Genomic DNA, 22,164 nt, shown 5'->3' with positions numbered 1-22,164 from the left:
TTGTTATTAAATTACATTAATGTTACAATAACGTTACATTGATTGATGAAATAATTAATAACCCGTTTAGTAAACGAGAGGAGAAAAATTATGCTGATTACAACAACTGAACATATTCCAGGCAAAGATTACGAAGTGATTGGAGAAGTTTTTGGCGTTACTACCCAGTCTAAGAATGTATTTTCTAACATTGGTGCCGGATTGAAAAATATTGTTGGGGGCGAAATCAAGGCATATACATCGATGCTCCATGAATCCCGGCAAAAAGCCATTGACCGGCTCAAAGAAGAAGCAGCAGCTAAGGGAGCCGATGCCATCGTTATGATGCGGTTTGATTCCGGCTCAATTGGGACTGATATGCAATCTGTCGTTGCGTATGGCACAGCAGTCCGTTTTCTCGATGACGAATATTAATAAAGATTAAGTTCCAGGAGCAAGGCGCAATCTCATTAGTGATTTCGTCTTGCTCCTTTACTATATAACTGGGGACAGACATCTGGTGTGATAGAATAGGGGCAGGAAGACGCGAAGAGAATTTAGGAAAGGATAAAAAATGAAGCAAATCAATATCATTCAGGGTGACATTACCCAATTAGATGTAACTGCGATTGTAAATGCCGCCAACCCGTCATTGCTAGGTGGCGGTGGTGTTGATGGAGCTATTCACCGAGCTGCGGGTCCCGAGTTATTGGCAGAATGTCGCACTTTGCATGGGTGTCCAGTTGGCGGAGCTAAGCTTACGCAGGGCTATCGTTTGCCGGCCCAGTATGTGATCCACACTCCAGGTCCAGTTTGGCAGGGTGGAAAAAATAACGAACCCCAGCTATTGCGCAATTCCTATGTCAATAGTTTGCGGGTGGCCGAAGAGCATGGTTGTGCTACGGTTGCCTTTCCAGCAATTAGTACCGGTGTTTATCATTATCCGCTAGAGGAGGCGACAAAGATTGCGTTGCAAACAGTGAATGATTTCCTAGCTAATTCCCAAGTGGTGACAGAGGTCATAATGGTTTGCTATAACGTGACTGCTTACCGTGTCTATAAAAATACGGCACGGTTACTCCCCTTTAATGAGCAAGTCTTTGTCAATTATTGAAATGAGGGAGTGAGAATTAACCTGTGCAGCAAAGTGTTTGTCCTAGCGTTTAGGCTGGTGGTTATTTTTCTCTATTATTTATAGGCTATTATTAAATAAACAACGAGGCTGGTGAGATGTAACTTCTCACCAGCCTCGTAGTATTAATTTGATCAAATTACCGGCGTTGTGCGTACCCGGTCGCATAATCAATTGTGATATTAGGTTGAACATTAGGGACGAAAACATTGAACTCTAGCGCGCCGTCCCGTGACTTGGCTTCTAAGTGAGCCCCAGCAGGCACTAAGTTGTCACCGGCATAAATATCAGTGACCCGGTAGCGAACTTGCTTATTTTGATCAAGGGCCTTCCGGACCAAGCCTTCGTAATAGTTCTGCCCGGTCGAATACTGGGCCCGCGCTTCATTGGCCCAGGCAGTTTGTGTGGCAATATTTTTGGGATTAGACTCCGAAGCATCGAACCCACGAATATTGCCGACTAAAGCATAGCCCAGGAGGTGCCCCCGGTCATAGGCATGCTTGTATGTTCCGGGGAGGTCGAGAACCTGATGGAAACCTAAGGGACGCCAATTAGTCCGACCGTTACCTGTTTCCTGACGGTTCCGGTACTGCCGACTGGTACGGTTGAGCCAAGCGTTGGCAACGGTTGGGCGTCCTAGATTATCTGTCTGGTTGACAGCATAAGGAGCACTAGCGATGTTAGCATTGAGATCAGTTTGGTTGTTGTTAACAATGAATGCTCCAGCATTATTCCATTGTAAATTCCCTTTCAATTGGGACGTAACTGAGTCAGTGAGGACAGTTGATGCTAACTGCTGGTCAGGAACAGTCGCAGTAGCAGGCAGGGTCAGAGAACTGGCATTGGCGGAGCTACTGCTTGATGTTGTTTCAGAGCTAACCGAGCTCTGGGTGCTATTTATCCTGCTGCTAGAGTTAGTTTGACTAGTATGTTGTGCTGGGGTGCTACTGCTGGCGGCAGAAGAAGTGTTACTAGAATTACTACATCCTGCTAGCGTGAGCACCAGCATTAAACCAGCGAGAAGCTGACTAAATTTGCGTAAGCGATGCATAAAAATATTCTCCTTTGGATATTAATATATTCAATTATATCAGAATATACGTTCGCCTAATAGGGAAGGAATAGTTGCTCCTGCTTAATAGTGCGGTAACATTATGGTTAGAACGCGTAAGCAAGTTACTAGTATTTGAATGAGAGAAAAAAGACTTCTCTCTGATTAGGACAAAAAAACTGTATAATGGAAAAGTTAATAATTATCAATACAATCTAAAGAAAGGAATTTCGTTGCGAAAACGAAGGAAAGATATTAAATGAAGTATCGTCTGCAAGCACTTGTTTTTGTTTTTGTTGCCTTTATGTTGGGCTGTAATGAATATATGATTGTGGGTGTGCTCCCTGATGTAGCCCGCGATTTTCATGAGCCTTTATCCAAACTAGGACTCTTAGTGACTATTTTTGCCCTAGTTTATGCGGTCTGCACCCCGATCATTACATCGGTTGCTAGTCGGTGGCCACGCCACCGGGTTCTTTTGAGTTTAATCGGCATTTTCTTGGTGGGAAATTCCTGGTCAGCATTAGCTACGGGTTATTGGAGTATGTTTATTTCCCGGGTTATAACCGCATCGGTTGCTGGGGCTATTATTTCCTTGGTAATGGTGATGGTAAACTTTACCGCTCCCCGTCATCGTCGGGCTAGTATCGTTTCATGGGTTTTTGCGGGTTTTAGTATTGCATCAATTATTGGAATCCCTATTGGGACTATTGTCAGCCACCTGTTCTCTTGGCGAGAAAGTTTCTGGATGATCTCCTTGTTAACCATTCCGGTTTTTGCCGCTTTATTATGGCTTTTGCCCCGCGATACCCCCCAAGTGCGGAGTCGTTTTAAGAAACAATTCACTTTATTACGTGACCAACGGGTGATTTTAGGCACATCGCTGATTGTTTTGGTGTGTGCTTCTGACTATACAATCTATACTTACATCCGGCCGTTAGTAACCAATGTTATGGGGTTTAGCTACGCGTGGTTAAATTGGATCCTCTTTGGGATGGGAGTTTTCTTTATCATTGGCAACAAGTTTGGGGGATATATTGCCGACCACGGGGGAATGTTGACCTTACGGTGGATTTACATCGTGATGACATTGTTATACCTCGCCTTAGGGGTAACGTTCCAGTACAAGTGGATCGCAGCGTTAATTATTGGGTTACTGTGTATCTCATTCTGTTGCTATGGGTCATCTACCCAGTTGATGTTCATGGATATTGCTGAATCAGAATATCCTGCATCATTAGACTTGGCCTCATCATTGAATGCTATTTTTGCCAATATTGGCATTTCACTGGGCTCGTTTACAGCTTCCGAAGCAGTACAATTCACTAAAATGAGCAACCTCGGCTATATTGGGGTTGTGTACGGCTTGCTCACCATCGTGGTGGTCTTTACTTTAGCGAATAAATATCAAAGTAAAAATAATGTACACATCCATTTGCCTGAACAAAAGGCAGAATAATAAGCAATTCATTAAAGAATACGAAAAAATAAAGAGGCTGGGAATTAACTATTATTTTCTAGCTTCTAACTAAGAAAATGCGAACTATGATTTTTGATTTAATCAAAAATTGTAGTTCGCATTTTTGGTTATTTACTAAAAAGGGTCTTAATTGGTTGATCATTTTACCCAATTTCGTTAAGTTCAATGCCATTAAGGTTAATCCGACATCATTTTCCACAGCCCGTTGGCCGCGCAAATGAGTTCGGCGTACGCCAAAATCCCTCTTCATGCGACCAAAGACTGGTTCAACGTCGAACTTGCGTCGACGATAGATCATCTTACCTTCATCGCTTGAGAGGGTCTCTTTGACTTTTGCTTTGTAATAATTCCAAGTTGGATTAACCTGGATGTAGCGCTGACGCTTACCTGGCGTTTTAGCTAACTGATCTAACTCTTCTGATGATTGATGTGTGTCGGCACGATAGAGTTTAAGATCGCGCTTAAATCCATACTTATCAGTTCGTTTACTGTAGCGATAAAAACTGAAGCGAACGCCTAAATGATCAATATAGTAGTCATCTTCGGCATTGTACTGCCAATTCTGAGGTTTTGTTGGATCATTTTTGAACTTACGCTTCTGCTCTTTTTGATAGGTGGTGTATGGAATGAGTGGTTGCTTATCGAATTGGTCAAGCAGTGTTGTGTAATTATATTCACTACCGTAACCAGCATCAGCTACCACGTGTGTAAAGAAATCCAAGCCATGGAATTGCTTAAGAAATGGCACTAAAGTCCTAGTATCAGTAGGATTGGAAAATAAAGCATAATCAAGGACAAACTGATTATGCGTGGCAATCTGAAGATTATATCCGGGTTTGAGTTCTCGGTTCATCATCGGATCTTCTTTCATGCACATAAAAGTTGCGTCGTGGTCTGTTTTCGAAAAGCTATTTCGTCCTTGAAAAATATCTTCGACACGTTCATATTTTTTAGCCCGTGGAATTAAGTCTTCTCTCAGTTGACGACGAAGCTTCTTTAGAAAACGTCGCCGACGTTTTCTAACTGAACCACCTTTAATTATTTTCGGCTCCTGTTTAATGGCTTCGTCTAGATTAGTGATTTCTTTTTCCACTTCTTCAGCCATTAATTCCATACCGTCGATAGATTCAATCATTTCTGGTTTCATCTCTTTGATGACTTGCTTTTCTACTAACTCATCATAAATACTAGCCGTCTTTTCTCTCAACTTAGCGTGATACTTTTCTATTGCCCGACGCCAAGTAAACGAGTACTTATTAGCATCCGCTTCAACCTTAGTGCCATCAATAAAGACTGCATCATTTTGAATTAGCCCATGGTCCGTAAGAGCCATAGTAAAGTAAACAAAGGTACGTTTTATTAAGTTCCTGGCGTGCTCACTCCGTCGAAAGTTATTGATGGTATGGTAACTGTATGAATGATCACGGGCTAACCATCGCATTGGTAAGTTTTCTTCTAACAAGGTTTCTATTTTCCGGCCAGAATAAGTTTGACGAGAGTACGCAAACAACAGAATTTTTAACATCAGTGCAGGGTGAGAAAGTGGGCGGCCGGTGACGGCCACGTTCTCTTCTAACAAAACCTCTTGTGGAATGGAATCGACAAAAGTATCAATTAACCGAACCAGATGATTTTTTGGCACATTGTAGTCATAATTTAGTACGAATTCTGTTTGTCCCGTGATATAATTTTGATACATGAAAATCGCTCCTTTATGTTTGTTTTTAGGGGTAATTACATCATATCAGGAACGATTTCCTGTGTACATAAGAAGCCGGACGATGAACCAAGATTTGATTCATCGTCCGGCTTTCATTTTGGACTGAGAGTTTTTTCCCAGCCTCTTTGACTTTATTTCCTACTCACATTTTCTGTTAGTAATCATTTATCAGTTTTCTTTAGGATATCTAAGACCATTCGGGGCATAGCGGCAGGAGTGGTAGTCAAGACGGGTTGCGGTTGATTGGTAAAGAGTTCTTCAACTCCAGCCGTTAAAGGCCGTGGGTCAAGTTGGGCAAGTTGCTCAATTGCATCTAATCCGGTGCTCTGACTAGGCACGGTATTATCTAGAGATTGTAAAACAGTTTCAGGGAATTTGTAAGGACTAGCTGTAGCTACGACTACACATGGCCGGGGGTCGCCACTTAAAGTACGGTACCGGTGGGCTGCAATGGACCCGACTGCTGTGTGGGGATCAATTAGATAGTTAGCTTCTTTAAAGACGCGGTTGATCTCTGTTTGAATTTCATCCGGGGTGGCATATTCAGCAGCAAAAAGTTGCTTGAGCTTGGTCAGTAGTTCCGTTGGCAGGGAATAGTGACCCTGATCTTGGAGTTCATGCATGAGTTGCTGAACGAGTTCAGCGTCACCACCGCTGACATCAAAGAGCAAGCGTTCGAGATTCGAAGAAACCAAAATATCCATCGAAGGCGAATTGGTTACGAAAAATTCTCGGCGTTTATCATAGGTGCCCGTAGCGAAAAAGTCGGTCAGGACATTATTTTTGTTTGAAGCACAAATCAAGCGCCCGACTGGAAGCCCCAACTTTGTGGCATAGTAACCGGCCAAAATATCCCCAAAGTTACCAGTAGGGACGGCAAAGTTGACTTGGTCACCTGCTTGGATCACTCCTTGCCGGAGTAGTTGTCCGTAAGCACTAAAGTAGTAAGTGATCTGGGGAATTAAACGTCCAATGTTCATCGAGTTAGCTGAAGAAAAATGTTGCTGGTGGGAGGCCAGAACTGCAGCCAGGGTAGGGTCGTTAAAGATCTCCTTGACCGTGGTCTGAGCCTGATCAAAGTTGCCCTTAACAGCAACTACATGGAGGTTGTCTCCCTGTTGGCTGCGCATTTGGGCCTCTTGGATCGGACTGATTCCATGTTGCGGATAAAAAACAATAACTCTGGTTCCTGCTACATTGCGAAAACCACGTAAAGCTGCCGTCCCGGTATCGCCAGAAGTAGCAGTGAGGATAATTGTTTCTTTAGTGTCCTTGGTTTGGTGCTTAGCTGCTTGCAGGAGATGTGGTAGCACTTGCAAGGCAACGTCTTTAAAGGCCAGCGTTGGTCCATGAAAAAGTTCTAAATAATAACTCCCAGCATGGATAGGTGTCAGCGGTGCGATCCGAGGATGGTCCCATTGAGCGCCATAAGCAGCAGGTACTGTTGCTGCGGTAGAGAGGTGGGGAAAGAACCACTGCAGGACGGTTTGGGCGAGCTGCTGGTAGGACGAAGTTGTTAAACGAGCGAGGTCAAACTGTGGTTGCGGAAAAGCAGCAGGGACAAACAGCCCGCCATCAGGGGCCAAGCCTTGAATGATGGCTTGAGCGTCCGTATATAATTGGGCGTTAGAATCGCGGGTACTACGGTAGTTCATGAGAAAGCCTCCTTAAAACGAATAGGTATTTGCTAATATTATACCCTTATTAATTAAAAAACTATGTTAAAATTTAAGAAAAGATGAGTCTTTAATTATAAAAGTGAATGTGACTTAGACGGGAAAGGTGGGAATCATATGGATGTCATCAAATTAGGAATGATCGGTTTAGGAACAGTTGGTAGCGGTGTCTTGGCGATGATTCAAGAACATGCGGATAAGATTTATGCAGTTACAGGGCGGAGATTAATTCTCAAAACAGTGATGGTACGTGATTTGGCGAAACACCGAGATGTAGCTGAGGTGGTTCATTTAACCACTGACTTGGATGATATCCTCTCTGATCCTGAAATTCAGATTGTGGTGGAAGTAATGGGAGGGATCCATCCGGCCAAAGAAGTAATTACCCAGTTGTTGCAGGCCCATAAACATGTTGTGACAGCAAATAAGGACCTCATTGCTACTGAAGGGGCTGATCTGATTCGGTTAGCCCGCGCTAATGGGTGTGATCTGATGTATGAAGCCAGTGTGGCCGGGGGTATTCCTATTTTACGGACGATTGCAGACAGTTTTGCGGCTGACCAGATCACTGAAGTTAAAGGAATTGTCAATGGAACTACAAATTACATTTTGACTCAGATGGCCCAACAAGGTTGGACGTATGCAGCGGCATTAAAGCAAGCACAACAATTAGGTTTTGCTGAATCTGATCCAACTAATGACGTCCAGGGGAAGGATGCAGCCTACAAGATGATGATTCTTAGCCAATTCTCTTTTGGCACGCAAGTGAACCTGGAGGATTTTGAAACGACCGGCATTGATGCAGTGGCTGCCCAGGATGTTCGGCAGGCAACGGCCTTTGGATACGTGTTGAAGCTAGTGGGAGTAGCCCGGTTGGTTGACCAGGGTATTTTTGTAGAGGTGGCGCCAGCTTTGGTCAGTGTGCACCACCCGCTAGCGGGAGTTAACAATGAAAATAATGCCGTGATGGTACAGGGACAGGCCGTTGGCGATACGCTGTTCTATGGTCCTGGTGCGGGAGCTTTACCGACTGCCAACAGTGTCCTGTCCGATATTACAACGGTAGTGAAGAATATGATTTTAAAGACCAATGGGAATTCGTTTAATCGGTATTCCCAAGCCCTCCCATTGGCTACGCCAGCCCAAGTTAAAGATCGGTATTACCTAGCGTTGACATTGCCAGACCAACCGGGGGAGATGCAAAAGTTGACCACTGTAATGGCCCAGATCAATGCAAGTTTCTCGCAAATTGTGCAACAAGCAGGAGAAAATGGGCAGGCGCGAGTAATGATTATTACGCACACGATGAGTAAAGAGCAACTCCATGAGCTTCAGCAAAGATTGACAGCACTTGGAACGATTACCCTGCATTGTGCTTATCGAGTAATTGAATAAGAAAGAGGGGTTAAGTTATGAAGATTATTGCACCAGCTTCTTCGGCCAACCTTGGTCCGGGCTTTGACTCGATCGGGTTGGCGGTTAACCGTTACCTTGAAGTAACAGTTGGACCTGCAAGTTTAACGTGGCAGGTAGACCATGATTTACCTGCGATCAGTCATGGAAGTGACAATTTGATCATCCAAGCGGCCCTTACAGTTGTCTCTAGCCTTCCGCCCCATCAGATCAAGGTAACAAGTGCGATTCCACTAGCCCACGGCTTGGGATCCTCATCCGCTGCGATTGTAGCAGGGATTGAACTGGCCAACCAATTAGCTCATTTACAGTTAACGGCGCAAGAAAAAATCCAATTAGCGGCCAAGATTGAAGGACATCCAGATAATGTTGCGCCTGCGATCTTAGGTGGAATTGTTGTGGGAACTAATATTGAAGATGAATTTGTGGCAGTTAAAGCCCCGACTCCGCCGTATAGGTTATTAGCGTATGTTCCACCATACAACGTTGTTACCGCTAAGGCGCGGGCCGTACTTCCTAGCCAATTACCGTTTTCTCAGGCGGTCCATGCTAGCGCAGTGGCCAATACGTTAGTAGCAGCTCTTTTTGGGCAACGCTATGATGTCTTGGGTAAATTAATGGAGGCAGACGAGTTTCACGAGCAAGTACGGTCTGCCTTAGTTCCGGAGCTAAGTCGTATCCGGAAGCTAGGACATGAGAGCGGGGCGGTCGCTACTTATCTAAGTGGTGCGGGCCCTACCATTATGACCTTGCTTCCTGCTACCCAGGTAAGTGAATTTAAAAAAAGGTTGCAAGCGTCAGGATTGACAGCTTCAACCTTAGACTTAACAATTGACCAAGCGGGAGTTCGGGTAGTCGATTAACCCAAAGATCGCTAAAAAAGCAACCCACTGAAATTGGTGTGTTTTTGTACACCAGTTTCAGGGGGTTCTTTTAATGGTTAGTTTTTGTAACAGGAAGGGTCTTTCGGCAAAATAAATTTGGCTTAGAAGATCACAGAAAATAGACTTAAAGCTGGTATTTTGAAAGCGCTATGGTATACATTGAAGATGTCACTAACAAAAAGTAAGTAAAAGTTAAAAAATTCACAAACTTTAATCAGTACTTGTTTATATTAATTAGCTTGAGGGGGAGATTTAGTGTTAGAAAAAAAGAACCACAGTTCTTTACTATTGGTGGGAATACTCCTAGTGGGGGTCTGCATGCGGATGCCTATCACAGCGTTGCCATCGGTTATTAAAGATATTGCTACTAGCTTTCGGGTTGCACCAAACAGCTTAGGAATCTTAACAACGATCCCGTTATTATGCTTTGGGTTTATCTCCCCTTTGGTGTCGCTTTTAGCACGGAAGATCGGTAATGAAGCAACCATCGGGTTAGCGCTCCTTTTACTGATTGTCGGCTCGTTTGCCCGGATTTTCAATTTCTGGTCCCTATTAGGGGGGACGGTCCTTGTGGGCTTAGCAATTACAGGTTTCAATGTTTTATTACCAGCAGTTATCGCAGATAAGCTCCCTGATAAGATCGGCAGTACGACCGGAATGTATAATGTTGCGATCACTTCATTTTCTGCTATTGGCGCATACACCATTTCACCATTATCACAAGCTGCAAGTTGGCAGGTGGCCATAGTTATTATTAGTTTGGTAGCAGTATTGACGGCCATAGTTTGGTTCCCTAATCTTAAGTATAATCAGCCCGAGAAACTTGTTCCGACAACCGACGCCCCAGCCGAAACCAACATGTGGCGCAACAAGACAGCTTGGTACCTGGTATTTTATTTTGGGGCCCAAAGTTTTGTCTTTTATAGTATTGTTGCTTGGTTACCAGCGATTGCTTTAGCGGCAGGGTTGACGCAGGATCAAGCCAGTTTAGTAGCAGGATTCTTTCAACTGTTCTCGATGCCATTTGCATTAGTAATTCCGGTGGTTGCTACACGGCTTTCGCATTTACGGCGGCGGTGGTTTGCTTTGTTTGCAGGAATTGCAGCTGCGGCTAGCCTGGGGATGTTGTTTTTCGCGGTCAACTCCGTTTGGTACTATCTCTTAGTAGCTCTACTAATGGGGATGGCAATTGGAACGACATTCCCATTAGGATTGACTGTTTTTGGGTTAAAAACGCGCAACGCTGCTGACACACGGAACCTTTCCGGGATGGTCCAGTCTGCGGGTTATTTATTGGCAGCGACAGGTCCGGTTATTGTGGGCCATCTCAATGCTGCTACTCATAGTTGGCAAGCAGGGCTAGTGGTCCTTTTGGGCGCAGTGGTTGTCTTCACAGTTGCAGGCTTATTGGCCGGGCGGCGCCACTATGTGTGATGTTTCACGTGAAACAATGATGCGTAACAGTGAAAACTTAGTTTGAATAGTTTGAGGCTGGGAGAAGCTTTCAATAATGCCCTCCGAGTATACAGATGAAGTAAAAGGCATCTGATGCTCGGAGGGTATTTTTATGGGAAAAGAACTAAATATTCCGCAGTGGAGAAACTTTTCATTCTTGAGATGGTACTGCTTTTTTGGACATGTGAAAAGATAAATGGTTAGTATAGTAACTTATTTTTTGCAAGTATAAAAACAGGGAGTATAATATAATAGCAATTACAAAAAGTAAGTGAAGGGAAGCGGTATTAATGAATCAACACCCAGATTATTTGCTCAATAAAATCACCGGACCAGCTGATGTTAAACAGTTAACTCTGGAAGAAATGGAGCAACTGGCGACAGAAATCCGGCAATTGGTAGTTGAAAAAGATGCAGCAATTGGTGGACACGTAGGCCCCAACCTTGGTGTGGCCGAAGCAACGATTGCATATCACTATGTGTTCAACTCACCAGTTGACAAGATTGTTTGGGATATTTCGCACCAGGCATATGGGCACAAGATGCTGACCGGACGGGCACAAGCCTTTCTTGATCCCGATCAGTATCAAACCGTGACCGGCTACACTAATCCGCAGGAAAGTCCGCATGATTATTATGCAATCGGGCACACCGGCACTTCGGTTGCACTGGCAATCGGGATGGCTAAGGCGCGGGATATGCAAGGACGTAAGGAAAATATCCTGGCCTTTATCGGTGATGGTTCGATGAGTGGGGGCTTGGCTTTTGAAGCTTTCAATAATGCCGCTAAGTTGCATTCCAATTTAATTATCGTGGTCAATGACAACCAGATGTCAATTGATGAAAACCAAGGGGGTCTGTATACCAGTCTAGCTGAATTGCGGGCTACTAACGGTCAGACACCAAACAATCCCTTTACTGCAATGGGGCTAGACTATAAATACGTTGCCGACGGTAATAATTTGGCAGCTATGATCGCAGCTTTTGAAGAAGTTAAGGACGTGGACCACCCAGTTGTTCTCCACATCAATACCCTTAAAGGAAAAGGCTACCAGCCAGCTATTGATCATCAAATGGCATTCCACTGGCATGGACCATTTGATGTGGCAACGGGAACAAGTACCGGTACTGCTAATGTAGAAAAATATGCTGATTTGGCACGGCAAACTGTGGCGGAACAAATCGATGCTGGCTTGCCAGTTTTAGCGCTGAATGCTGCTATTCCGGGAGCCTTTGGGCTGAAGGAGTTCCAGGCTAAGTACCCAGAAAATTATGACGATGTGGGAATTGCTGAACAATTTTCAATTACCTATGCAACTGGTTTAGCCCAGAATGGTGTGCGGCCAATTGCTTTTGAAAATAGCACTTTCCTGCAACGGGCATATGACCAGTTAGTCCATGATATGGCACTCAACAACCAGCCAGTTGTGCTTTATATCAGCAACGGTACGATCACAAGTGGATCCAAAACGCACCAGGGTGGGTTTGATATTCCATATTTGAGCAACATTCCTAATGTTGAATACTTAGCCCCAACCAATGCAGAAGAATTACAAGCAATGTTGAAGTGGGCTCTCCAACAAACTGACCAGCCGGTTGCAATCCGCCAACCAGGACAAGCAGTTGTCCATGGGGTAGCAACACAAACGGATTATAGTACGATCAAATATGCAGTCGATGACGGCGAAAAGGTAGCAATTCTGGCCCTGGGTGGTTTCTACGAATTAGGACGTGCAGTCCAAGCATTGTTGACTGACCAATTAGGGTTTAAGCCAACGCTGATTAACCCCTTATCAGCAACGACCCTTGATGAGGCAACATTGACGGCCCTTCGCGCCAACCACACTGTGGTAGTAACTTTAGAAGATGGTGAAGTAAATGGTGGCTGGGGCCAAAAAGTTGCTAGTTTCTATGGACCAACTGCAATGCGCGTTAAAAACTATGGGGCAGCGCGTGAATTCAACGATAGTGTACCAATGGTTGAGCTCAAGCGCCGCTACCATTTGACACCAGAGTTAATTGTTAACGATATTGCCACATTATTAAAAGACTAAAAGGGAAGGTATGATCCTGATTCCGAATGAAGTACACCTTCGGTCAAGGATCGTACCTTTTTTAATTGCAAAGAGAAACTTTTTTTAGCTAAAAAGAAATAAAAAACTGGTAAAAATGAAGAATAAAAATTATAATAAGCGATACCTATAATTTCGAAGGAGGCCCCAGTAAGTGCTTTTTTTAGTCCTATTTCCAATCATCACAGGCTGTGGATTAGCTGCCCAGTCAGCTGTCAATTCGCGGTTACGTTACTACGTTGAATCACCTCATTTTGCAACTTTGTTGACCTTCCTAACCGGCGGGATATTCCTTATTTTGACGATGTTAGTAACTCACGATTCTTTTGTCATTCCTAGCCAGGTGGTTAGCGGTGAACCATGGTGGGCTTGGTCTGGTGGGATCTTGGGGCTCATCGGCGTAACAATGCTAATCTTGTTATTCCCGATTCTGGGAAGTGTACAAACCACTATTTTAACGATCGGTGGTCAAATTCTGATGGGAGTTTTAGTTGACCAACTGGGCTGGTTTAATGCAGCTATTAAGCCCCTTAATACCTGGAAAATTGTGGGGATAGCACTTTTGATAGCAGGGGTAGTGTGGTCCAACTTGGCGCAAGGGCAAAACATGCGGACACAGGTAGCTAGTAAGCATCGCTTTTTATGGCAGGTAGCGGCTGTTTTAACGGGAATGGTGATTGCTACGCAAGCAACGGTCAACGGTTATTTGGGCTCAGTCTTGGGCTCATCATTGTATGCAGTGGTGATTTCATTTATGCTTAGCTTGGTTATCTTAACCTTGATTCTGTTGGTAGTGCGCGCCCCATGGCACAACCTGCGGACGTTACCCCAAGGAGTAAAGGAACAGCCGTGGATCATTGCTGGTGGACTATTGGGGGCGATTTATACTTTTAGTGTCGCTTGGTTAATTCCATTGTTGGGAACGGCAAAAGTGGTAATCTTTGGTCTGTTTGGCCAAGTCGCTTTTAGTATTGTGATTGATCATTTTGGTTTATTTGAAGCTGAAAAACAGCCAGTAACTACCGGCAAGCTATGCGGTCTGGCTGTGGCGTTTGTTGGGGTTTTACTTGTTAGTCTCCATTAAAATAAATGGTCGGCAGTAAATATTATTAATTAGTCGTGGTCCTAAAGCATTGGAGCGGCTGAGAAAAAGGGCTATAAATTTAAAAGGCACTAGAAACTACGTTACTGAAAACGTTGATTTCTAGTGCTTTTTGTTGTCATTGCTATAATTTCATCTAAAAAGTTGTTTCTTCAGCCTCTTTTTATGCGTCATGTCACATAAATAATGTGGGAAATTAGGGGGGCCAGTATATACGTAGGTCACCGCAATTTGTGTCAAACTATTATCTTAGCTTGGACAAGCGCTGTGCCACAAAGGTGATTTCCCACTCCGCATTTTTAGCGAATAACCACTTTAGTGTTATAAGGGATGTTTTGGAAGAACCACTGTGCATCAGGAATCGAAAGTCGCACGCACCCGTGTGAACGGGCAACCTTGCCTAAGTCTTGGGCTTCAGCGACAATGTATTGTCCCTGGTCATTAATGGGGACAGAATGGAAAAGATATTCGCCGTGATTTTTGAATGATACCCAAAAGTTGGCACCTTCGCCAGACGAAGGGTTGAAGAAAGATTGGCCCCGTTCTCCTTGAATGTGAAAGGTCCCGGTTGGAGTTGCTTGGTTTTTAGCACCAGTGGAACAATACATCTCATAGATTGTTTTATGACCGTCAATAAGATATACGCGTTGCCGCTTAGTCGAAACTAAAATCCACATATTAGGATGTTGACTGAGGTTGGGGTAATCTTTGGTCATAGATGATTGTTGCCAACTCTTAGTTGTTAAGGGGCGCATTCTGCGTGCTTCGTAAGGTAAAGCAAGTGGGTCACGCTGGTAAAGCCAAACTCCGCCCAGGATAACAATGACTAACAGAAAGAGTCCAATTAATCCGCGTCGCCGAGGACGATTATGTTTGCGCATGCTACTTCACTCCGAATCATATAATTTACTTTAATTATAGCTTAAACTTACTGGTTGTGGTGGAATAGGAAATTCGCTAAATTTCACAAATCATTTAAAGAAATCGTTTTCTTCCGCGTGGAAATAAGGGTTGCACCTTCCACAAAGTTTGTGAAAATTAAAAATGCGCTTTCATTTTTGCGATAATCAGGTATACTTAATTTGTTAAATAATTCACAAACGAATGACCAGGGGGGTTATACCGATGACAGCAGGAAATGAACAACCACAGATGGATGTCACAACTATGATTGATCACTTAGTAGAACAAGCGCACGAAGCACTAGCCCAGATGGCAGATTTTAGTCAGGATAAGGTCGACCAAATTTGCCAAGCTTTAGCGACAGCAGGTGAACAAAACGCCTATGAACTAGCTCAGATGGCAGTAACAGAAACGGGGCGCGGTATCGTTGAAGATAAAACAACTAAAAACATGTTTGCCAGTGAGAATATCTGGAATAGTTTGCGCCACGAAAAGACGGTCGGAATCATTGCTGAAGATAAAGAAAAAGAATTACTCAAAATTGCTGAACCAGTGGGTGTCATTGCTGGTGTTACTCCGGTGACCAACCCGACATCAACTGTGATTTTTAAGGCCATGATCGCCCTCAAAACACGGAATGCGATTATTTTTGGATTCCACCCCCAAGCACAAAAGGCGTGTGTTAAAACAGCCGAGCTTTTAGCGGCGGCAGCCGAAAAAGCTGGGGCCCCGCGGAATGCTATTCAGTGGATTAGTCAACCTAGTTTAGCTGCAACTTCAACCCTGATGAATCATCCTGATGTGCAACTTGTTTTAGCCACAGGGGGTCCTGGGATGGTCAAGGCAGCTTATTCAACCGGTAAGCCGGCCCTGGGAGTGGGACCAGGAAATGGTCCTGCCTATATTGAACAGACGGCAGATCTCAAGCGGGCAGTCTATGACATTATGCTATCTAAGACCTTTGATAACGGAATGGTCTGTGCTTCAGAAAATTCTGTTGTGGTTGACGATAGCGTTTATGCACAGGTTAAAGCCTTGTTCAAAGATTGGGGATGCTACTTTATTCCTGCCGATAAAGTAGCTACGTTTACCGAACATTTTATTGACCCAAAGCGGGGGACCGTGCAAGGACCAATTGCTGGGCGGTCAGCAGTGCAAATTGCAGAAATGTGCGGCCTCAAGGTTCCAGCTACGACTAAGGTTTTGGTGGCAGAACTCACTGGGGTGGGGCGTGATTATCCCCTATCAGCCGAAAAACTATCACCAGTCTTTACGATGTATCGTGCTAAGACCCAAGCCCATGCCTTTGAACTGTGTACTGAGCTCTTAAATTACGGGGGGCGGGGACATACTGCTGCTATCCATACAGAAGATCAAGAATTGATTAGACGGTTTGCTTTAGCGATGTCGGCTTGTCGGATTATTGTTAACCATCCGTCCGCACTGGGAGGCATTGGCGACCTTTACAATAACATGACACCATCCTTAACCTTGGGGACTGGGTCTTACGGGGCAAACTCTATCTCACATAATATTTCGGCACGGGATCTTTTGAACATCAAGACTGTTGCGATGCGACGGGATAATATGCAATGGGTAAAGGTTCCCTCTAAAACATATTTTGAACATGACGCTGCCAACTATTTAGGCCATATGCCGGATGTTGAACGTTTTTTTGTGGTAACAGACCAGGGAATTGTTGACCAAGGCTTTGCAACTGAGATCACAGATATTATCAGTAACCGGCGTGGAGCTAAAGCTTATGAAGTGTTCGAAGCAGTTACTAGCAACCCAACAACAGAGGTTGTAGCTGATGGTGTGCGGCGGATGCAGATTTTTAAACCAGATGTAATTGTTGCGCTGGGTGGGGGCTCAGTAATGGATGCTGCCAAAGCCATGCGCCTATTTTATGAAAATCCAACAATGACTTTTGCGGAAGCCCGCCAAAAGTTTCTTGACATCAGAAAACGGGTTGTTCGCTTTCCTAAGCACCATGATGTGCAGTTGGTTTGCATCCCAACTACATCGGGGACAGGATCTGAAGTATCGCCTTTTGCAATTATTAAGGATGGGCAAACGGGCATTAAATATCCTCTCTGTGACTATGCTTTGAGTCCGGATGTTTCGATTGTGGATGATCAGTTTGTTGCCACAATGCCTTCAGACCTAGTGGCAAGGTCGGGCTTTGAAGCGTTGGCCCATGCGCTGGAGTCATATGTTTCAACGATGGCGACAGATTTTACCCGCGGTTGGTCATTGCAAGCAATTAAGTTGATCTTTGCTAATTTAGAAGCTTCTTATCATGGTGATCGCCAAGCACGTAGCCGGATGCACAATGCAGCCACGCTTGCCGGGATGGCATATGCTAACGCCTTTTTAGGAATTGATCATGCACTAGCCCACACTCTCGGGGCGGCATTTGCTGTACCGAGTGGAATCGGCGATGCGATTGCTTTGCCCCATGTTATCGCCTTTAATGCACGTAAACCCCAAAAGTTAGCTATCTGGCCCCACTATGCGGTTTATCGCGCTGATAGTGACTATGCAGAAATTGCTCAGACCCTGGGATTAGGGGGACGGAACAACCAAGAAGCAATTGCAGCTTTAGTTGCGGCTGTCCGTGACTTAGCCCATGCAGTTGGAATCAAATTGCGGCTACGGAACTATGGAGTAGACAAACAAGAATTTGAAGACCGCCTCCATGACCTAGCAGTTGAAGCATATGGCAATCAAAATACGGTTACTAATCCGGTGGCACCGTTGATTAAACAGTTAGAAGAATTAATGCGGGCATGTTATTAAAAAGTAAATATTTCCCAGGAAATACATAAAGTAACTGGGAACAATGCAGAGGCTGGGAGAAAACAACGTTTTCTTCCAGTCTTATTATTTATTCGCTGATAGTACACGGATAGTGGGGGAGAAACATAAATTTAGGAGCTCAAATATAAGCGAAGGTTGCCGTACTTAGTGCAATCCATGGTCCCTAACTGGGTTAAACGATTTGTCGCAAGGGTTGTTTTTTGCACACTTTTGCATTTAATCACAAAAGAAACTTTTTTAAATGGCAGATTGTAAAATTTAAGTTGAACATTTTAGTGGACAGAAAAACCCATAAAGGTCTTTAATGGTGTCGTTACAACATTCCATTAGAAAGAAGGACCTTTATGGGCACCACTATCTTATCATTTTCAGACCGCATTGTCATCGAAACGCTTCGTCATGAAAAGCGATCTCTTCGATATATCGCTGATTACCTGGGCTTTAGTAAGACTACTATCTTTAATGAAATTCACCGGTTAAAGGGTGAATACCATGCGACTAGTGCGCAAGCCGACCACGAAACTAAACTTAGTTATCGTGGTCGTAAATGCTCATTAACGGCTAACCTCAAGCGACTAATCGAAGACAAGATCAAGATTCAGAAATGGTCAATTGAACAAGTAGCCCATGTGGTTAGGATCGCCTACAAGACTATCTATAACTGGGTCGATCAAGGACTTCTAGATATTCGGATGACTGATTTACCTGACCATGGTATTCGTCGTAAGCGTGCTAAAGAAACCCGTGGGACTTTCAGTCATGGTCGTTCGATTGAAGATCGTCCAGCTGAAGCTTCTGATCGTAATATTGCAGGCCATTTTGAAGCTGATACAGTTTTATCTGGCAAGCGCAAAGGTCAAGCAGTAGCCACGTTTGTCGAACGCAAGAGTCGCCTTACTATCGTTAAACGGCTTGGTGGACGAGATAGCACTTCAATGACTAAGGCTATCCTTGAGTTAGCTAATCAATTAGGAACTAATCTCAAGACACTGACGGTTGATCACGGGAAAGAGTTCGCCAACTACCAATCAATTGAGAAAAATACCGGCGTGCCGTTGTACTTTGCCCATGCTTATTCTCCGCATGAACGTGGTAGTAATGAGAATCGTAATCGAGTGTTACGGCGATTTATTCCTAAGGGTCAGCCAATTGAAGAGATTAGTGATGATGAATTGATTCAGATTAACTGGTATCTGAATTCACGGCCACTCAAATGTTTGAACTGGCGAACTCCAATTGAGATCTTTTTGCTTAATCTGCGTCATTAAATTTGTTCAAGTTATTTATTGCAATCTACCAAATTAATAGTTGACACATAATAAAATAGTGATAATATTATGGCAACGACATTAGAATAGAATGAGATAGCTGAGATAAGGACAGTAGTCCTCCGCCAGGTAGCAAGAGAGTTTCTGGTTGGTGTGAAGAAATTACACGGCGGTTGACGAATATCACCTTTGAGCCGGGACTGTGACATTAGCAGTTCCAGGGGGCGCCCTTTATAGCGCTAACGTATCGCCTGTCAACCTACCAGGATGGGCCACACGTGATGAGATGAGTTATGGTCAGTAATGTTGGCATAACTTAAAAATAGGTGGTACCGCTGAAAAGCCCTATGGAAACATTGTTTCCGTAGGGCTTTTTTCTTTATCCAGATCTTACTTCATTCTAAAATCGAATTATTTTTAATGAGGTGAATTTTGACTATGGAGCATCAAGGAACAACCTTATTGGCACTGGACAATGGGTATCATTTGTTTACACGGAAAGAAGGTCATGGCGCAATTAAGCTCTTGTGTGTCCATGGCGGACCAGGAGGAAACCACGAAGGATTTGACAATTTTGCGGCTAACCTTCCAGGTGATGAATTTACTGTATACACTTATGATCAATTGGGTTCGTATTATTCAGACCAACCTGATTTTTCGTTACCAGAAAACCAACATTATCTGACCCTTGATTACTACTTGTCTGAGCTGGAAGAAGTACGTCAGAAGCTAGGCTTAGAGGACTTCTATTTGCTAGGACATTCTTGGGGTGGATTACTTGCACAAGAATATGCCTTAAAGTATGGAGACCATCTCAAAGGACTTGTCATCATGAGCATGATCGACAATATCGCGGAATACACAACGCATATCAATTATTTGCGGAACAAAGAACTTACTCCACGCGAAGTAAAATACATGAAACAAGTTGAAGATGAAGAGAACTTTGACGATCCTATGTACCAGGAATTACTGGACCGTTTATATAGCCTGTATGTGGTCCGCCACCCACAGAACAAAGTTCGTACTGTTAGCAAGAAGGCAACGGCTGTTTACAATTATTTCCAGGGAAATAATGAGTTTGTGATGGTGGGAACCCTTAACGGCTGGGACCGACGGGCTGACTTGCATCAGGTAACTACCCCAACTCTGTTGACTTTCGGAGAATTCGATACGATGCCACTGGATGCAGCTCAAAGAATGAAAGAGACATTGCCCCATGCACGACTAGTCCTGACCCCTGATGGTGGACATGGTCACCAAATAGATAACCCAGCAGCATTTTTTGCAACGTTGAAACATTTTTTACGTCAAGTTGAACACAACGAATTTTAGTTAGAGAAAAGGGGAGAGAAAGATGAAATTAACAAAAGTAGCAGCGATGGGGGCAACAGTGGCCTTGAGTGCTTTAGCACTAGCCGCTTGCTCCAGTAAGAATACCACAGCCAATAACGACAATACTCTACGGTTGATGTTAACCGGGGATGTCCAATCACTAGACAATTCAAATGTTGCCAATCTAGCTCAATGGAATGTTTTGGAACAAACCATGGAAGGACTTTATCGCGCAGACAAAAAAGGCAATCCAGCCCCTGCGATGGCCACTAAAGTAGTTAAACCATCCAATAATGGGAAGACTTATGTGTTCCATCTGCGTAAAAATGCTAAGTGGGCAAATGGTGATCCTGTAACTGCCCAAGACTTTGTCAATTCATGGCGGCGGTCAGCTGGACCAACTGCAAAGTCAGGATATAATTATATCTTCACGGGGATCAAGAATGCTGAACAAGTTTCAACTGGGAAGATGCCAACTTCAGCCTTAGGGGTAAAAGCCCTTGACCGGCACACGTTGCGGGTCGACTTGGAATATGCGATGCCATACTTTAGCCGCATGATGGTCTTGCCAGCCTTCTTCCCTCAAAATACACGCATGGTAAAACAAGTGGGAAGCAAATATGGGACTAACAGCAAAAATATGGTTGCTAATGGGCCGTTCCAGGTTAAAGGTTGGACGGGAAGCAATGACTCCTGGAAATTAGTCAGAAATAAATACTACTATGATAAGAAAGATATCCACTTAAAACAAATGAATATGCGGGTGGTAAAGGATGCTAATACGGCTCATCAGTTATTCCAACAAAAACAGCTCGATGATGCCCAGATCACTGGGACGACTGCTCAAGGTCTGCAAAAGGATAAGAATTTACGGCACGTATATCGGGCAGGAACATACTATTTGCGGCTGAACTTAGCAAACAATAAGGCCTTCCAAAATGCCAAATTACGCCAGGCATTGTTCTTGGTCTTAAATAAAGACAGTTTGGCAAAGAAGGTTTTGAGTGACGGCTCTCAGGCAGCGTCAACGTATGTTGCCCCTCGGTTGGCGGTTGATCCGACGACAGGGAAAGATTTTGCCAAGGAAACAGCTCCTAAAGAAACATACAATGTAAAAAAGGCGCAGCAATTATGGCAAGAAGGGTTGAAAGAGCTCGGACAAAAGAAAGTTAAATTGACTTTAGTCAGTGATGACCAGACAGTTACCAAGAATGTCGGCCAATTTGTACAATCACAGGTTGAATCTAAGTTAGCGGGGGCTAGCGTTGAAGTTCACGCTGTTCCATCCAAGGAAGTTAGCGATCGTTTGGCTAACGGGAACTTTGATATGCAGAGTGCTCTGTGGTTAGCGGACTTTGCTGATCCAGTCAGTGACTTTGATGTATTAACTAAGAATAACCCCCAAAACTATGGTAAGTATGCAAACGATAACTACAATCAACAACTGGTTGATGCTAAGGGCGTTAACGGGACTAATCCAAAGAAGTACTGGGCAAATATGCGGGCTGCTCAAGAGCAACTGAACCAAGATATGCCAGTAGTTCCACTGTATACAATGACTGAAAGTCACTTAGTTAACCCTAAGGTTAAGGGTGTATTGTGGCACTCAGTTGGTGAAACAGATTATACACGGGCATCCTTCACCAAATAATCAAATTTAAAATTACTAAAAAGGCTGGGAGAAAATTTTGTTTTCTCACCAGCCTTGTTTTATGCAGTAATAACGCGGAAAATAGCCGCAAGTCTAGTAGCTAAGTACGAACTCAGGCTGCCACTAGGCGCCAGCCATCGTCCTAGCTTAGCTCACCCGCCTTGCCCCAAGGGCTATTTCCCTTTATCCTAAAATAGCGAGAATACCACCACTTCTATAA

Annotated in this window: 16 protein-coding genes; 12 read left to right on the top strand and 4 right to left on the bottom strand. The window is 44.0% G+C overall.

From position 1 onward, the window contains the following. Positions 1-90 precede the first annotated feature (90 nt). Both V3C97_RS07615 and V3C97_RS07610 read left to right on the top strand, forming a co-directional pair. Positions 91-414, top strand: coding sequence for a heavy metal-binding domain-containing protein (locus V3C97_RS07615; protein WP_009552573.1), 324 nt, complete (start codon positions 91-93; stop codon positions 412-414). 139 nt (positions 415-553) lie between these two features. Then, complete coding sequence (locus V3C97_RS07610; protein ID WP_338434182.1) at positions 554-1,093, top strand: O-acetyl-ADP-ribose deacetylase; 540 nt, start codon at positions 554-556, stop codon at positions 1,091-1,093. A gap of 157 nt (positions 1,094-1,250) precedes the next feature. On the opposite strand, the gene V3C97_RS07605 is transcribed toward V3C97_RS07610, so the two are convergent. Continuing rightward, positions 1,251-2,162, bottom strand: coding sequence for a DNA/RNA non-specific endonuclease (locus V3C97_RS07605; RefSeq protein ID WP_317294241.1), 912 nt, complete (start codon positions 2,160-2,162; stop codon positions 1,251-1,253). A gap of 259 nt (positions 2,163-2,421) precedes the next feature. Between V3C97_RS07605 and V3C97_RS07600 the strand changes: the two genes are divergently transcribed. After that, entirely contained in the window at positions 2,422-3,621 is a 1,200-nt protein-coding gene (locus V3C97_RS07600) for an MFS transporter (protein ID WP_216543221.1), read from the top strand. Positions 3,622-3,679: 58 nt separating this feature from the next. Here the strand turns inward: V3C97_RS07600 and V3C97_RS07595 are convergent, their stop codons facing one another. Both V3C97_RS07595 and thrC read right to left on the bottom strand, forming a co-directional pair. Beyond that, entirely contained in the window at positions 3,680-5,341 is a 1,662-nt protein-coding gene (locus V3C97_RS07595) for an IS1182 family transposase (RefSeq protein WP_056968813.1), read from the bottom strand. A gap of 182 nt (positions 5,342-5,523) precedes the next feature. Then, a complete protein-coding gene (thrC, locus tag V3C97_RS07590) occupies positions 5,524-7,017 on the bottom strand; it encodes a threonine synthase (RefSeq protein WP_338434181.1) in 1,494 nt (497 codons plus the stop codon). A gap of 138 nt (positions 7,018-7,155) precedes the next feature. Between thrC and V3C97_RS07585 the strand changes: the two genes are divergently transcribed. From V3C97_RS07585 to V3C97_RS07565, 5 genes are all read left to right on the top strand, one after another. Then, complete coding sequence (locus tag V3C97_RS07585) at positions 7,156-8,433, top strand: homoserine dehydrogenase (RefSeq protein ID WP_338434180.1); 1,278 nt, start codon at positions 7,156-7,158, stop codon at positions 8,431-8,433. Between the two features lie 17 nt (positions 8,434-8,450). Beyond that, entirely contained in the window at positions 8,451-9,314 is an 864-nt protein-coding gene (gene thrB / locus V3C97_RS07580) for a homoserine kinase (RefSeq protein WP_338434179.1), read from the top strand. 276 nt (positions 9,315-9,590) lie between these two features. Next, positions 9,591-10,769 (top strand): MFS transporter, encoded by a 1,179-nt coding sequence (locus V3C97_RS07575; protein WP_338434178.1) that lies wholly within the window; start codon positions 9,591-9,593, stop codon positions 10,767-10,769. Positions 10,770-11,080: 311 nt separating this feature from the next. Next, positions 11,081-12,844 carry a 1-deoxy-D-xylulose-5-phosphate synthase gene (locus tag V3C97_RS07570; RefSeq protein ID WP_278838279.1) on the top strand — a complete coding sequence of 588 codons (1,764 nt, stop codon included), beginning with the start codon at positions 11,081-11,083 and terminating at the stop codon, positions 12,842-12,844. A gap of 172 nt (positions 12,845-13,016) precedes the next feature. Next, entirely contained in the window at positions 13,017-13,946 is a 930-nt protein-coding gene (locus tag V3C97_RS07565; RefSeq protein WP_338434177.1) for a DMT family transporter, read from the top strand. Positions 13,947-14,263: 317 nt separating this feature from the next. Here the strand turns inward: V3C97_RS07565 and V3C97_RS07560 are convergent, their stop codons facing one another. After that, complete coding sequence (locus V3C97_RS07560; RefSeq protein ID WP_278838165.1) at positions 14,264-14,845, bottom strand: L,D-transpeptidase family protein; 582 nt, start codon at positions 14,843-14,845, stop codon at positions 14,264-14,266. Between the two features lie 244 nt (positions 14,846-15,089). Between V3C97_RS07560 and adhE the strand changes: the two genes are divergently transcribed. From adhE to V3C97_RS07540, 4 genes are all read left to right on the top strand, one after another. Continuing rightward, positions 15,090-17,669, top strand: coding sequence for a bifunctional acetaldehyde-CoA/alcohol dehydrogenase (adhE, locus tag V3C97_RS07555; RefSeq protein ID WP_338434176.1), 2,580 nt, complete (start codon positions 15,090-15,092; stop codon positions 17,667-17,669). A 365-nt stretch (positions 17,670-18,034) separates the two neighbouring features. Then, complete coding sequence (locus V3C97_RS07550) at positions 18,035-18,958, top strand: IS30 family transposase (RefSeq protein ID WP_003709292.1); 924 nt, start codon at positions 18,035-18,037, stop codon at positions 18,956-18,958. Positions 18,959-19,396: 438 nt separating this feature from the next. After that, on the top strand, positions 19,397-20,293 hold the full coding sequence (locus V3C97_RS07545) for a proline iminopeptidase-family hydrolase (protein ID WP_278838167.1): 897 nt from the start codon (positions 19,397-19,399) through the stop codon (positions 20,291-20,293). 22 nt (positions 20,294-20,315) lie between these two features. Beyond that, positions 20,316-21,944: a peptide ABC transporter substrate-binding protein gene (locus tag V3C97_RS07540; RefSeq protein WP_338434175.1), complete on the top strand. Its 1,629-nt coding sequence runs from the start codon at positions 20,316-20,318 to the stop codon at positions 21,942-21,944. The last annotated feature ends 220 nt before the right edge of the window (positions 21,945-22,164 follow it).

The organism is Ligilactobacillus saerimneri (genome assembly GCF_036689625.1).
Taxonomy (GTDB): Bacteria; Bacillota; Bacilli; order Lactobacillales; family Lactobacillaceae; genus Ligilactobacillus; species Ligilactobacillus saerimneri.
Note: the sequence above shows the minus strand (reverse complement) of the source record. Positions and strands in the feature narration are given on the sequence as shown.

Bases quoted from the DNA above. Each gene is read 5' to 3' on its own strand.
- V3C97_RS07570 (WP_278838279.1), top strand. From the start codon at position 11,081: ATGAATCAACACCCAGATTATTTGCTCAATAAAATCACCGGACCAGCT.
- V3C97_RS07610 (WP_338434182.1), top strand. From the start codon at position 554: ATGAAGCAAATCAATATCATTCAGGGTGACATTACCCAATTAGATGTA.
- V3C97_RS07550 (WP_003709292.1), top strand. From the start codon at position 18,035: ATGGGCACCACTATCTTATCATTTTCAGACCGCATTGTCATCGAAACG.
- V3C97_RS07600 (WP_216543221.1), top strand. From the start codon at position 2,422: ATGAAGTATCGTCTGCAAGCACTTGTTTTTGTTTTTGTTGCCTTTATG.
- V3C97_RS07605 (WP_317294241.1), bottom strand. From the start codon at position 2,162: ATGCATCGCTTACGCAAATTTAGTCAGCTTCTCGCTGGTTTAATGCTG.
- thrB (WP_338434179.1), top strand. From the start codon at position 8,451: ATGAAGATTATTGCACCAGCTTCTTCGGCCAACCTTGGTCCGGGCTTT.
- adhE (WP_338434176.1), top strand. From the start codon at position 15,090: ATGACAGCAGGAAATGAACAACCACAGATGGATGTCACAACTATGATT.
- V3C97_RS07585 (WP_338434180.1), top strand. From the start codon at position 7,156: ATGGATGTCATCAAATTAGGAATGATCGGTTTAGGAACAGTTGGTAGC.
- V3C97_RS07595 (WP_056968813.1), bottom strand. From the start codon at position 5,341: ATGTATCAAAATTATATCACGGGACAAACAGAATTCGTACTAAATTAT.
- V3C97_RS07615 (WP_009552573.1), top strand. From the start codon at position 91: ATGCTGATTACAACAACTGAACATATTCCAGGCAAAGATTACGAAGTG.
- V3C97_RS07540 (WP_338434175.1), top strand. From the start codon at position 20,316: ATGAAATTAACAAAAGTAGCAGCGATGGGGGCAACAGTGGCCTTGAGT.
- thrC (WP_338434181.1), bottom strand. From the start codon at position 7,017: ATGAACTACCGTAGTACCCGCGATTCTAACGCCCAATTATATACGGAC.
- V3C97_RS07545 (WP_278838167.1), top strand. From the start codon at position 19,397: ATGGAGCATCAAGGAACAACCTTATTGGCACTGGACAATGGGTATCAT.
- V3C97_RS07560 (WP_278838165.1), bottom strand. From the start codon at position 14,845: ATGCGCAAACATAATCGTCCTCGGCGACGCGGATTAATTGGACTCTTT.